This is a genomic window from Microbacterium sp. F01, assembly GCF_056156365.1.
This window is the reverse complement of the sequence record NZ_CM149592.1, coordinates 3516830-3530078: the sequence shown is the minus strand read 5'-3', so window position 1 is coordinate 3530078 and position 13249 is coordinate 3516830. Positions and strand designations below refer to the sequence as shown.

Sequence of the window (13249 nt, the reverse complement as noted above, 5' to 3'; positions counted from 1 at the left end):
CATGCGGATCCTGCACACCTCGGACTGGCACATCGGGCGGTCGTTCCACGGCCATTCCACGCTCGATGCGCTGCGCGGTGTGCTCGAGGCGCTCGTCGCGCAGGTGACGGCGCACGACGTCGACCTCGTGATCGTCGCGGGCGACGTGTTCGACTCCGCGACCCCCGCCGCGGGCGCGTACACGCTCCTGACCGACGTGCTGCGAGGCCTCGCCGACGCCGGCGCGGCCGTGGTCGTCACGAGCGGCAACCACGACTCGGCCGCCCGGCTCGGCTTCCAGTCGGGGCTCCTCCGCGACGGCGTACACGTGATCACCGATCCGTCCACGATCGGCACCCCGGTCACCGTCGACGACGAGCACGGCCCGGTGCACGTCTACGGCATCCCCTATCTCGAGCCGGTGCTCCTGCGCGGTGCCTGGCCGGGCGTGCGCACGCAGGCCGATGTGCTCGCGCACGCGATGGATCTGGTGCGGACGGATGCTGCGGCCCGGGCCGGGCGCACGATCGCCGCCGCACACTGCTTCGCCGCCGGCGTCGAGCCGACGCCGCACCTCGAGCGCGACATCCAGCAGGGCGGTCTCGACATCGTGCCGCTGTCGACCTTCGACGGCGTGGACTACATGGCGCTCGGGCACATCCACGGGCGTCAGCAGCTCTCGCCTCGTGTGCGCTACGCGGGTGCGCCGCTGCACTACAGCTTCGACGAGGGGCACAAGCCGCGCGGGTCGTGGCTGGTCGAACTCGGCGCCGACGGACTGGGTGACGTCGAGTGGCTGTCGCTGCCGGTGCCGCGCGCCCTCACCACCCTGACCGCGACCCTCGACGAGTTGCTCACCGACGAGCGCTTCGCGACGCACGCAGACGACTGGGTGCGCGCCGAGTACACGGATCCGCTGCCGCAGCGCGACCCGATGAGGCGCCTGCTCGCACGATTCCCGTCCTGCGCCGAGGTGCGTCACGCGCCGGTCGCCACGCGCACCGATGATGCGCGCACGTACGCCGAGCGCGTGCGCGCGACCCGCAACGACGCCGAACTCGTCGACGCCTTCCTCGCCCACGTGCGCGAGGGAGAGGGCGCGTCGGCTCGTGAAGCCGAGCTCGTCGGCGAGCTGCTGGAGCAGCGCTCACGGGTGGAGGCGACCGCGTGAGGCTGCACCACCTCGAGCTCACGGGGTTCGGGCCGTTCCGCGAGAAGCAGAGCGTCGATTTCGAGGCGTTCGCGCACGACGGCATCTTCCTCATCGCGGGGCGCACCGGCGCGGGCAAGTCGAGCATCCTCGACGGCGTCTGCTTCGCGCTGTACGGCAGCGTGCCCCGCTACGAGACGGGCGACAAGCGCCTCCGCAGCGACCACTGCGAACCCGAGGACCCCACCGAGGTGCGCCTCGAGTTCACCATCGGCGATCGTCGCTGGCGTGTCACCCGCGCGCCGGAGTACCAACGGCCTGCTCGCCGGGGCGGCGGGCTCACCACCGAGCCCACGCGCGCCGAGCTCGAAGAGCTGGTCGACGGCGCGTGGATCGGCCGGGCAGCCAAGCCCCGCGATGTCGGGCTGTTCCTCGACGAGGTGCTCGGGCTCAACGCGCAGCAGTTCCAGCAGGTGATCCTGCTCGCGCAGAACCGGTTCTCGAGGTTCCTCCTCGCCTCCGGCACCGAGCGCCAGTCGCTGCTGCGCGCACTGTTCGGCACTCGCCGGTACGAGGAGTACGCCCGGGAGCTGAGTGAGCGCAGCAAGGCGGCGCAGCACGAGCTCGACGCGCTGGGCGAGCGCGCCCGCACCCTGCTCGATCAGGCGGAGCGCCTGATCGCCGCGCACGAACTGGTGCCCGCCGACGAGCTCGAGGGTGCGGCGCCGACCGATCTCGCGGCGCGACGCGCGGCGGTCGACCTCGGCGAACAGCGCGCGTCGTACCGCCTCGACACGCTCACGCGCGAGCGCGTCGCCGCGGATGACGCCCGCGCCTCCGCCGAAGCCGCGCACGGCGACCTCGTCGCGCTCGCGAAGGCACAGGCCGAGCTCGGGCGGGCGCGCGAGCGCCTCGCCGCGTGCGAGGAGGCCGGTCCGCAGATCGCGGCCGACCGGCGGCGACTCGACCGAGCGCGCTCGGCGGAGGTGCTGCGTGCCCCGCTCGAGGCTGCCCGCCGAGCCGAGCGCACCGCGGCGTCGGCCGGGGAGCTGGCGGCATCCGCCGACGCCGCCTGGGCTCGCGCGATCTCCGGCACCGACGACGAGCACACGGACGATCTCGCGGCCGTCGTCGAGCGGCTCACCGGCGAGCTCGCCGTATGGACCGCGGCCCTCGCGCAGGAGGCCGCCCTCGCCGACGGCGAGATGCATCTGACCGCCGCCGCCGCCGAGACGGCGAGGCTCGAAGCCGACATCGTCGCCCTCGACGCTCAGCGGGCGCAGGTGCCGGCGGAGCTCGAACGCATCGACGCCGAACTCGAGGCACAGCGCGAGGCGGCCTCCCGGCGCGATCCGGCGCAGGTCCGGCACGACGAGATCACCGGGCGTCTCACGGCCGCCGTCGACGCCGAAGGCCTCGCCGCCGCGCAGCGCGCCGCCGAGGTCGTCCACCGCGATGCGGCCGCCGCGGCGGCCACCGCGGCGGCCAGGGTCGCCGAGCTGCTGCAGCAGCGCCTGGACGGCTACGCAGGAGAGCTTGCCACGACCCTCGTCGACGGCGAGCCATGCGCGGTGTGCGGTGCCACCGCCCACCCGTCTCCCGCCGCGCACGCAGATGAGCCGGTGACCGACGAGATCCTCGCGGCGGCCGAAGCCCAGCGGGATGCGGCTGCTCGCCACGAGCGGGCCGCGTCGGACGCGGCGAACCGAGCGCGGGAACGCCACGCCGCCGTCGCCGCGCGCGCCGGCGGCGAAGGCGTGGAGCCGCTCCGGGAGCAGCTGGCGGCGGCTGCGGGCGACCTCGAGGCCGCCGCGCGGGCTGTCGAACGCCGCGATGCGCTCGCCGCGCGGCGCACGGGCCTCGCGGCCCTCGACCTCGAGGCCGAGACCTCCCGCGCGACGCTCGCGGAGCAGCTCGCCGACGCACGCACGCGGATCGCTGCGCTGCAGGAGCGCGTGACGGCAGCCCGCCAGACGGTGGCCGGGGCCCGCGGCGAGCACGCGAGCGTCGCCGACCGCGTCGCACACGCCACCTCGATCCGCGACGCCGGCCGCGCTGCGGTCGACACTCGAGCCGACGCGCAACGCGCCGCGACCCTTGCCGCCCAGGCGCGGGCGGACGTCGACGACCGGATCGCGGCATCCGTGTTCGCCGATGCCGCCGACGTCACCGCGGCGCTGGTCGCACCCGGCCAGGCGGACGCGCTCGCGGAGCGGATCTCGGCGCACGACAGCCAGCTCGCAGCGGCGCGGGCGCGCATGCTCGAGCTCGAGCTCGACCTCGCGGGCGCCCCCACCGAACCCGTCGACACGAAGGCGTCGCAGGACGCGCTCGCCGCAGCCGATGCCGCCCGCACCGCAGCACTGCGCGCCGAGAGCGACGCGCGCACGCTCATGGCGGGACTGCGCGATCTCGCGATGCAGATCGATCAGGCCTACGCGGGCGTCGCCGCCCGAGCCGCCGATGCTGCGGCCATCGCCCGGCTCGCCGACACCGTCGCCGGACGCGCCCCCAACACGATGAAGATGGACCTCGAGACGTTCGTGCTCGCCGCCGAGCTCGAAGAGATCGTGGCCGCCGCGAACCTGCGGCTGAGCGACATGTCGTCGGGCCGCTACCGCCTCCAGCACACCGACGCGCGCGCGGCGCGCGGCGCCGCTTCGGGCCTCGGCCTCGAGATCATGGATGCCTTCACCGGCCAGTCGCGTCCGGCCCAGTCGCTGTCGGGCGGCGAGACCTTCCTCGCGTCGCTCGCCCTCGCGCTCGGGCTCGCCGAGGTCGTCACCGCCCGCGCGGGCGGCGTCCGGCTCGACACGCTGTTCGTCGACGAGGGCTTCGGCTCGCTCGACGAGGAGACCCTCGACCTCGCGATGCGCACTCTCGACGAACTGCGTCAGGGCGGGCGCACCGTGGGCGTCATCAGCCACGTCGCGGCGATGAAGGAGCAGCTGCCGGCGCAGCTCGCCGTCGAGGCGACACCGGCAGGGCCGAGCGTCATCCGCCAGGACGCCGACGTGCGCGTCTGACGCGCGCGGCTCGGCCGCGTCCACGCAGCCGCGCGCGGCCGGGGTACTCCTCCCACTGTCGCCGGGGCGATACACGGGTGTATCGTTCGCGTCAGATCGCATCCTGGGGGATAGGCGATCCCGCCCGACCGCCGGCGCTCGTCCGGCCGCGGCCGTTCGCCGCGCCCTCTCGTTACGACGACGTACGGAGTCCACATGCGTTCCACCTCTCGGGCGCGCCGCGTCCTCGCCGCGTTCGCGGCATCCGCCCTCCTTCTCACCGGCACTCTCAGTGCCGCCTCCGCGGCGCACGCCGCGCCCGCGCCCGCGACGATCACGCGCATGGCCGCGCTCGGGGACTCGATCACCCAGGCCGCCATGACGTGCTCGAGCCTGACCTCGTGTCCGACGAACAGCTGGTCGACCGGCTCGACGACGAGCGTCAACTCGCACCTTCTCCGGCTGCGTGCCGCCGGAGCCACCGGCCTCACCAACGTCTTCAACGATGCCAAATCCGGCGTGGGCTCATCGGCGCTCCCGGCGCAGGCGCAGTTGGCCGCGGGCCAGGGCGCCCAGTACGTCACCATCGAGATCGGCGCCATCGACGCCTGCACCCGGACGGTGGCGCAGATGACACCGACCAGCACGTTCAAGGCCAACGTGCAGACGGCGCTCGCCACCCTCGCCTCCAGCGCAGGCTCGCCCGAGATCTTCGTCGCGAGCATCCCGAGCCTGCAGCGCCTCTACGACATCAACCGGACGAGCCTCTCCGCGCGGCTGGCGTGGTCGCTGCTCGGCACCTGTCAGTCGATGCTCGCCAACCCGAGCAGCACCGCGCCCGCCGACGTGGCGCGCCGGGCGATGGTGCAGCAGCGGGTGAACGAGTACAACCAGGCGCTGTCGGAGGTCTGCACGGCGACGGCGAAGTGCCGGTTCGACGGCTTCGCGGTGGCGAACTACGCCTTCGTGAAGTCCGACATCTCGACGCGCGATTACTTCCACCCGTCGCTGTCGGGCCAGGCGACCCTGGCGAACATCACGTGGCAGAAGACGCAGTGGGTCTCATGACCGGCTGAGCCGCGGCATCCGTCTGCCACCCGTTCCATCGGAGCATCCTGTCGAACGCGGGGTGGCGACCGGGCACCGCGAGGGCGGAGCGGGGTCAGACGCCGTAGTCGGCGCGGATGCGGTCGAGCAGCTGGTGGCTGCACGCGGTCACGGCGGTGCGCCAGTCGGTGATCGCGCCGTCCTGGGCGCGGTCCGACACGGCCTTCAACACCCGGATCGGCACGCCGAACCGCTGCGCGACCCAGATGTAGGCGTAGGTCTCCATGTCGACCAGGCCCGCACCGAGCGGGCGGATGACCTCCACCGCCTCGGAGTCGTCGACGAAGTGGTCGCCGGTGGCGATCGTCACGCCCTCCGCGTCGAGCTCGACGCGCGCCGGCAGCGACACGTGCTGGCCGACGATCCCGTCGATGTCGGTCACATCATGCTGCAAGGCGGCCGAGATCTCGTAGACGGATGCCTCGAGCCGCGCGTCGATCGCGCCCGCAGTGCCGACCACCACGATCTCGTCGTAGGCGGTGGCGTCGAGCGCTCGGGTGAGCGCGTAGGTCGCCTGGAGCTTGCCCGGGCCGGTGACGAGTCTGTCGAACCCCGGGAGGTCGGCGGGGAACGCGACGAGCTCTGATTCGAGGGCGGCGACGAGGAGTCTCACCCTCCCATCATGTCCCGCGCGCCCCGTTTCCGCCCGGCGCGCCGCACAACCGGGCTAGCCTGGGCGAGATGTCAGAGTCACAGCCGGCGCCGCAGAAGACCTCGAACAAGGCGCGCACCGTGCCGGTCACGACCGCCATCATCCCGCTCTCACACGGCGCCCGCTGGCGTGCGTTCTGGGTGTGCGTCGCGGTCGCGGCGATCACCATCCTCGACATGACGAAGGTCAACGTCGCGCTTCCCTCGATCGGCGAGGTGCTCGGCGCGAGCTCGACCCAGCTGCAGCTGATCGTGTCGGGTTTCGTGCTCACCTTCGGCCTGGTGCTGGTGCCGATGGGACGCCTCGGCGACCAGCGCTCGCGGCGCACGCTCTTCGTCGTGGGGCTGTCGCTCTACACGGTCACGAGCGTGCTGTGCGCCCTTGCGCCGACTGCCGAGGTGCTGCTGATCGGACGGCTGCTGCAGGGTGTGGCCGCCGGCATCCAGATGCCGCAGGTGCTCGGCATGGCGCAGGAGCTGTTCCAGGGCAAGGAGCGTGCCCGCGCCTTCGGTCTCTTCGGCGCGACGATCGGCATCGCGACCGCGTTCGGCCCGACCCTCGGAGGTCTGCTCATCGCCCTCGGCGGACCGACGAACGGCTGGCGGCTCATCTTCTGGATGAACGTGCCGCTGTGCCTCATCGCGATCGCCCTCGCGCTGTGGCTGCTGCCCGACACCCGCACGAGGTCCCAGCGCAAGGTGCAGCTGGATCCCGTCGGCGTACTGCTGTTCGGCGCCAGCGTCGTCTCGCTGATGTGGCCGTTCCTGTTCACGACCGGCGCGCCCACCGACAACCCGGCGCGCTGGTGGCTGCTCGTCGCCTTCGCGCTGTTCGCCTCTGCGTTCATCGCGTGGGAGCGCCGCTACGCGAAGCGCGGCCGCAACCCGCTCATCCCGCTGGGCCTGTTCCGCATCACGTCGTACCGCAACGGCACCCTGCTGCAGACCGCGTACTTCACGGCGGCGCCGGCGATGTTCCTCGTCACGACGCTGTTCCTGCAACTGGGGCTTGGACTCGCGCCGGTGTACGCGGGCATGGTGTCCATCGGATTCGCGCTGGCATCCGCCGTCACCTCGTGGATCGGCGGCAACCTCGTGAGCACGCATGGCCGCGTCGTCGTGGTGTGGGGCCTCGCCGGCATGCTGCTGTGCGTCGGCGGCCTGGTGCTCGCCGCGCTCTACAGCGAGCCCGCGTGGACCCCGTACATCGCCGCCGCCGTCATGACTGTCGGCGGTGCGGGCGGCGGCCTCGTCATCGCGCCCAATCAGGCGCTCACGCTCGGCGACATCCCGGTCAAGCAAGGCGGCTTGGCGGGCTCCGTCGGCCAGCTCGGCCAGCGCATCGGCGCCGCGGTCGGCACGGCGGTCGCGCTGTCGCTGTTCTACGCCGCCATCTACCGCGAATCGGGCTCCCACGACAGCCTCGTCGTCTATCACGACGCGTACGCCTTCGGGATGCTGTCGGTCGCGGTCTTCCTCGCGCTCGCGTTCCTGGTGGCCATCGTCGATCTCACCGCCCGCCGCAGCGCACGCGAGCGCAAGGCCGCCGTCAGCGGCGCAGGGACGCCGGTCCCATGACGGGGCGCCGCCGGTCGCGCGTCCACCGGGCATGCGTCTCGCGGAACTCCGCGCGCGTCGTGAAGCGGTAGCGGTACGAGACCGCCCGCACCCATCGCGGCCTCTCGCCGTCGAACGGGTCGCGGGCGAGGAGGCGGAGGGTCGCAGCATCCGCTTCCAGAAGCCGCACGAGGAACGCGGTGAACCAGTCGTCCAGCGAGCGGCCGAGCGGCAGGAACCACATCAGCCAGTCCAGGCGCAGGTGGTACGGCGCGAACTGCCGCGGGACGCGGTGCACCTCGCCGGGCTTGCCCTTGAAGGCGTACTCGTGCCAGGTGGCGGTGTCGGGGTCGTCGTCCATGGTGCCCTCCACGACGATCTCGATGCGCTGTTTTGTCACCGTGCCGAACGCGCCGTAGGCGTTGGCGAGCTGCCACCGGTTGAACGACGCGTTCATCAGCTGTCGCCGCGCGAACAGGTTCTGCAGCGGCCACCAGCTGAGCACCAGGTACAGCACGCCGACTGCGCACGTGATGACGAGCCAGTACACCGGGATCCCGTCGATCACGCCGGGAGGAATGGATGCTGCGCCCTCATGCTCTGCGCCGATGCCGGGCAGTCCGATCGCCGAGAAGGCGAGCACGATCGTCATCCAGTTGAGCCACGCGAAGTTGCCGGTGACGACGAGCCAGGCCTGCGTCGCGATGACGATCGCAGCCGCTGCCGCGCCGACGATCGCCGGAACCGGGCCCGGGACGACAAGCCCGAGGAGCGGCGCGAACAGGAACCAGGGCACCACGAGCTGCGCGAAGTGGTTGCCGAGCACCTCGCCCTTGTGGAACCAGCGGGGGAGGAGGTGCGCCTGGCGGCTGAGCGGCCCCGGCATCGGCTGCGTCTCGTGGTGGTAGGTGAGCGCCGTGAGGTCGCGCCACTCGCGCCCGCCGCGGATCTTGATCATGCCCGCACCGAACTCGAGCCGGAACACCAGCCACCAGAACAGCACGATCACGGCGACCGGCGTGGGCTGGTCGTTCGACCCGAGGAACGCCGCGAGGAAGCCGGCCTCGAGCAGCAGCATCTCCCACCCGAAGCTGTAGAACGTCTGGCCGATCGACGTGATCGACATGTAGCCGAACCACAGTGCGAGGAAGCACAGCATCGGCACCCACGGCGGACCGAGTTGCGGGATGCCGGCGACCAGCGCCGCGGCGATCACGATGCCCGCCCAACACAGCGCGACGAGCCTGCGATCGGTGTACCGGAGGTATCGGAACAGGGTGGGGCGCAGCATCCGTGCCCCGCGTTTCGAGGTGCGCACCCACTCGAGGAGTTCCGGAGCGGGCAGCAGGCCCCGCTCGCCCAGGAGTGGGCGGAACTGGTTCAGCGACGAGACGAACGCGATGACGAACAGGGCCGCGACGCCTCGCTGCAGCACTTCGCGCGCGAACCCGAAGTCGACCGCTGCGAAGGCGTCCACGGCGTCACGCTCCGAAGAGGTCCCCGAGTTCGAGGCGCTCGCCGTGGCCGCGACGCGCGCCGTCGTGCAATGCCTGGCGCGCGGCGTACCAGCCCGGCATCCCGGTGACTCCGGGACCGGGCGGTGTCGACGCCGACGCGAGGTAGACGCCGCGCAGCGGTGTGCGCCACGGCGTCGTCGACACCACGGGGCGACGGATCGCCTGCGCGAACGTGAACGCACCGCCGAGGATGTCGCCCCCGATGTCGGCGGGGTTGTAAGCCTCGCGCTGGGCGGCGGTCATCGCGTGGCTGGCGAGGATGCGGTGACGAAAGCCCGGGGCGAAGCGCTCGACCTGTCGCACGACGGCCTCGGTGGGGTCGAACGTCGAACCCGCCGGCACATGGATATAGGCCCACAGCACCTGCTTGCCGCCCGGCGCGCGCGTGCCGTCGAGCACACTCGGCTGCACCGTCAGCACGTACGGCCGGTCGGGCACGCGGCCCTGCGCGACCGCGTTCTCGCTCGCCTCGATCTCTTCCCGCGTGCCGCCGAGGTGCACGGTGGGAGCGAGGGCGACGTCGGGGTGCGACCAGGGCACGGGACCGTCCAGCGCGAAGTCGACCTTCGCAGCGGCGGGACCGTAGCGGTACTGCCGGACGGCGTGCGCATACCGCGCGGGAAGGTCCGGATGCGTGAGCAGCAGGCGCGGTGTGGTGTCGAGCAGCAGCAGGTCTCCGGCATCCGGATCGCCCCAGTCCAGACCCGCCAGCGTCTGCACCCGGGTGCCCGTCTCGACGGTGCCGCCGTGGGCGGCGAGGTCGGCGGCGAGGGCGTCCGCGATCGTCTGCGATCCCCCGCGGGGGAACGCCCAGCCATCGGCGGAATGCGCGTGTGCCGCGAGGAAGATGCCGGACGCTGCCCCTCCGAGTGAGGGCATCGGGGTGTTCGCGTGGGCGAGCACGCCTGCCAGCAGCGCGTTGGCCTCCTCGGTGCGGAACGTTCCGCGGCCGAGGCGCGTGCCGAGCTGCAGGGCGCGCAGCCCGAACCGGACTGTCGTGATCGGATGCCGCGGCCACCGCAGCAGCTGCGATCCGGTGAAGTCGACCAATCCGCCGAGGTGCCGGCTGAGCGGGCGCAGCACCCCGCGCCACGCGCTGCCGTCGGGGCCGAGCGCATCGGCCGTGCGCTCGATGTCGCGCCACGCGATCGCCGCCCTGCCGCCGTCGAGCGGCTGCGCGTACGAGGCGAGCGGGTGGATCCACCCGACCCGCTCGTGGATGCCGAACGCACGGAAGAACGGCGATGACAGCGCCGCCGGATGCACGGCGGAGCACACATCGTGGCGGAATCCCGGGAGCGTGAGCGGCGACGTGCGCACACCACCGCCGATGGTCGCGGCCGCTTCGAGCACCCGGACCTCGTATCCGGCGCGCGCGAGCGCGACCGCGGCGGACAGCCCGTTGGGACCGCTGCCGATCACCGTCGCGCGTCTCGCCATGGCCCCATCCTTCCATCGGGTCGCGGCACCGGCAGGGGGTTGACGCCGTGTGGCGTGGCGGGCTTCCTCCCGGAACGGGCCCGCGACAGGATGGAGGTGCGGACGGTCCGCGGAGAAAGAGGTGGATCATGCAATCGGTGCTTCTCGAGACTCCGGCGGGGATCACGGCCCGGCTCGGCTGGGACCCCAAGCTCTCGGACCACGACCGCAAGCGCGCGCTCGCCAGGGAGATCGTCGCGACGAAGCTCGGCGTCGACCCGAAGGACGTGCGCATCGAGCGCGAGGCTCCGCGCACCTTCGGGTTCCACACCCAGCTGATCGCCGAGGTCGACGGCGCCGAGGTGCCGCTGAAGATCCGCAATGTGAATTTCCGCGCGGCCACCGTCGTCGCCGTCGCCGACGCCGATGCGTCCCTCGGGCTCGATCTGCGCGACGCGCACCCCGACGACGCCGAGCTGCATTTCATGAAGCGGCACTCGCACCTGCTCGACGAGAACGACCTCGGCAAGCTGCTCGCCCACTGGACCCGCGTGCAGGCCGTGCGCGACGCCGACGGTCGCGGCGCCCTCGTCGCCGCCGATCACGTGCGCCTCGACAGTCCCCTGAACAAGGGCTGGATCCCCGATCGCAAGGTGTTCTACCAGCTGGCCGACCTCTCGCGCGACAGCTGGATCATCACGCTCGCCTACACCCAGGCGCCTGCCTGAGAGGGACGGTTGAGGGAACGGATGCTGCGGACCGCAGCATCCGTTCCCATCAATCCTCGACCAGCTCGGGGAGCGCGGCCTTCAGCTCCGCCAGCCACACCGTCGCGTTGCCGTCGGACGGGGCGCGCCAGTCGCCGCGCGGCGAGAGCGAGCCCGCCGGTGAGACCTTCGGGCCGTTCGGGATCGCCGAGCGCTTGAACTGGGCGAACGCGAAGTAGCGCTTGAGGAACACCTGCAGCCACTTCGCGACAGTGGGCAGGTCATACGCGTAGCGGTCCTCGTGGGGGAAGCCGGGAGGCCATGCACCGGCCTCGGCATCGCGCCAGGCGTGCGCGGCGAGGTAGGCGATCTTCGACGGCCGGAACCCGTACCGGAGGATATGGAAGAGCGCGAAGTCGTGAAGCGCGTACGGGCCGATGCGGTCCTCGGTCGACTGCATCTTGCCGTCCTGGCCCATGGGCACGAGCTCGGGCGAGATCTCGGTGTCGAGCACCGACTGCAGCACCTCGGCCTCGCGGTCGTCGACGCCCTCGCGATGCGAGATCACCCAGCGGATCACATGCTGGATGAGGGTCTTCGGCACGCCGGCGTTGACGGCGTAGTGGCTCATGTGATCGCCGACGCCGTAGGTCGCCCAGCCGAGGGCGAGCTCCGACAGGTCGGACGTGCCGATCACCATGCCGCCGTGGTGGTTCGCGAGGCGGAAGAGGTAGTCGGTGCGCAGGCCCGCCTGCACATTCTCGAACGTGATGTCGTGCACCGGCTCGCCGTCGGCGAACGGGTGTCCGATGCGCTCGAGCATCTCGGTCGCGAGCGGGCGGATGTCGATCGTCTCGATCGACGCGCCCACCGACTCGGCGAGAGCGATCGCGTTCGACCTCGTGTGCTCGCTCGTCGCGAAGCCGGGCATCGTGTACGCGAGGATGTCGCTGCGCGGGCGCCCCATGAGGTCCATGGCGCGGGCGACCACGAGCAGCGCGTGGGTCGAGTCGAGGCCGCCCGACACACCGATGACGGGCTTCGGCCCACCGATCGCGCGCATGCGCTGCACGAGGCCCGACACCTGGATGTTGAAGGCCTCGTAGCAGTCCTGCGCGAGGCGGGCGGGGTCGTCGGGCACGAACGGGAACCGGTCGAGCGTGCGGCGCAGCCCCACATCGGTGCGCGGAGGGTCGAGCCGGAAGTGCACGGTGCGGAACGCGGCATCCGCTCCCGTCGACCTGCGGTTGTCGTCGAAGGTGCCCTGGCGGAGGCGATCCTGGCGGAGGCGGTCGAGGTCGACGTCGGCGATCGAGCGGCGCGGACCATCGGGGAAGCGCTCGGTCTCGACGAGGAGGTTGCCGCCCTCGTAGATCATGGTCTGGCCGTCCCACGAGAGGTCGTTCGTGGACTCGCCCGAGCCCGCAGCCGCGTACGCGTACGCGGCGAGACAGCGCAGCGACTGCGACTGCACGAGGTCTTTGCGGTCCTCGGCGCGGGCGATCGTGATGGGGCTGCCGCTGAGGTTGAGGAGCACCGTCGCACCGGCCAGCGCCGCGCGCGACGAGGGTGGGATCGGCACCCAGACGTCTTCGCAGACCTCGGCGTGCACGACGAGCCCGGGGATGTCGAGCGCCTCGAACACCAGATCGGGCCCGAACGGCGCCTCGAGCTCGCCGACGCGGATGTCCTGCCCGTCCTGGTCGTCGCCCGGCGCGTACCAGCGGCGCTCGTAGAACTCGCGGTAGGTCGGCAGGTACGACTTGGGCGCGACGCCGAGCAGCTCGCCGCGGTGGATCACGACGGCGCAGTTGTAGAGGCGGTTGCGGTGACGCAGCGGCGCGCCGACGACGAGCACCGGAAGAAGATCGACGGATGCCTCGACCAGGCCCTCGATCGCGGCGACGACGGCGTCGAGCACCGGGTCCTGCATGACGAGGTCGTCGATCGCGTAGCCGGTCAGGCACAGCTCCGGGAAGACCGCGACGGCGACCGCGTCGGCGTCGCACACGCGCGCCGCCTCGAGCACGGCGGTGGCGTTCGCCGCGGGGTCGGCGATGGCGACCGGGATCGTGCAGGCCGCGACGCGGGCGAACCCGTGCCGGTACGCGCTGTCGAAGGGCAGGCTCATGCGGTCAAGTCTGGCAGGTGTGCGGG

9 protein-coding genes are annotated in these 13249 nt (G+C 72.1%); 5 read left to right on the top strand and 4 right to left on the bottom strand.

Features of this window, described 5'->3' with window-relative positions; all coding sequences use genetic code 11:
* Position 1 precedes the first annotated feature (1 nt).
* From ACVN90_RS16275 to ACVN90_RS16265, 3 genes are all read left to right on the top strand, one after another.
* Positions 2 to 1150, top strand: a complete 1149-nt coding sequence (locus tag ACVN90_RS16275; protein ID WP_475099242.1) for an exonuclease SbcCD subunit D — start codon at positions 2 to 4, stop codon at positions 1148 to 1150.
* Positions 1147 to 4155 carry an AAA family ATPase gene (locus ACVN90_RS16270; RefSeq protein WP_475099241.1) on the top strand — a complete coding sequence of 1003 codons (3009 nt, stop codon included), beginning with the start codon at positions 1147 to 1149 and terminating at the stop codon, positions 4153 to 4155. The genes ACVN90_RS16275 and ACVN90_RS16270 overlap by 4 nt, the downstream gene beginning before the upstream one ends.
* A gap of 195 nt (positions 4156 to 4350) precedes the next feature.
* Positions 4351 to 5202 carry a GDSL-type esterase/lipase family protein gene (locus ACVN90_RS16265; protein WP_475099240.1) on the top strand — a complete coding sequence of 284 codons (852 nt, stop codon included), beginning with the start codon at positions 4351 to 4353 and terminating at the stop codon, positions 5200 to 5202.
* A gap of 94 nt (positions 5203 to 5296) precedes the next feature.
* Here ACVN90_RS16265 and ACVN90_RS16260 read toward each other — a convergent pair whose 3' ends face one another.
* Positions 5297 to 5854: a phosphorylase family protein gene (locus tag ACVN90_RS16260; RefSeq protein WP_475099239.1), complete on the bottom strand. Its 558-nt coding sequence runs from the start codon at positions 5852 to 5854 to the stop codon at positions 5297 to 5299.
* A gap of 68 nt (positions 5855 to 5922) precedes the next feature.
* On the opposite strand from ACVN90_RS16260, the gene ACVN90_RS16255 reads away from it, so the two are divergent.
* Positions 5923 to 7470 carry an MFS transporter gene (locus ACVN90_RS16255; protein ID WP_475099238.1) on the top strand — a complete coding sequence of 516 codons (1548 nt, stop codon included), beginning with the start codon at positions 5923 to 5925 and terminating at the stop codon, positions 7468 to 7470.
* Here ACVN90_RS16255 and ACVN90_RS16250 read toward each other — a convergent pair.
* Together ACVN90_RS16250 and ACVN90_RS16245 are read right to left on the bottom strand one after the other, a co-directional pair.
* On the bottom strand, positions 7442 to 8926 hold the full coding sequence (locus ACVN90_RS16250; RefSeq protein ID WP_475099237.1) for a lipase maturation factor family protein: 1485 nt from the start codon (positions 8924 to 8926) through the stop codon (positions 7442 to 7444). The genes ACVN90_RS16255 and ACVN90_RS16250 overlap by 29 nt on opposite strands.
* 4 nt (positions 8927 to 8930) lie before the next feature.
* Positions 8931 to 10406, bottom strand: a complete 1476-nt coding sequence (locus ACVN90_RS16245) for a phytoene desaturase family protein (protein ID WP_475099236.1) — start codon at positions 10404 to 10406, stop codon at positions 8931 to 8933.
* Positions 10407 to 10534: 128 nt separating this feature from the next.
* On the opposite strand from ACVN90_RS16245, the gene ACVN90_RS16240 reads away from it, so the two are divergent.
* Positions 10535 to 11113, top strand: a complete 579-nt coding sequence (locus ACVN90_RS16240; RefSeq protein ID WP_475099235.1) for a hypothetical protein — start codon at positions 10535 to 10537, stop codon at positions 11111 to 11113.
* Between the two features lie 49 nt (positions 11114 to 11162).
* Here ACVN90_RS16240 and ACVN90_RS16235 read toward each other — a convergent pair whose 3' ends face one another.
* Positions 11163 to 13223, bottom strand: a complete 2061-nt coding sequence (locus ACVN90_RS16235) for an NAD(+) synthase (protein WP_475099234.1) — start codon at positions 13221 to 13223, stop codon at positions 11163 to 11165.
* Between the last annotated feature and the right edge of the window lie 26 nt (positions 13224 to 13249).

Bases quoted from the DNA above. Each gene is read 5' to 3' on its own strand.
- ACVN90_RS16275 (WP_475099242.1), top strand. From the start codon at position 2: ATGCGGATCCTGCACACCTCGGACTGGCACATCGGGCGGTCGTTCCAC.
- ACVN90_RS16265 (WP_475099240.1), top strand. From the start codon at position 4,351: ATGCGTTCCACCTCTCGGGCGCGCCGCGTCCTCGCCGCGTTCGCGGCA.
- ACVN90_RS16255 (WP_475099238.1), top strand. From the start codon at position 5,923: ATGTCAGAGTCACAGCCGGCGCCGCAGAAGACCTCGAACAAGGCGCGC.
- ACVN90_RS16245 (WP_475099236.1), bottom strand. From the start codon at position 10,406: ATGGCGAGACGCGCGACGGTGATCGGCAGCGGTCCCAACGGGCTGTCC.
- ACVN90_RS16240 (WP_475099235.1), top strand. From the start codon at position 10,535: ATGCAATCGGTGCTTCTCGAGACTCCGGCGGGGATCACGGCCCGGCTC.
- ACVN90_RS16235 (WP_475099234.1), bottom strand. From the start codon at position 13,223: ATGAGCCTGCCCTTCGACAGCGCGTACCGGCACGGGTTCGCCCGCGTC.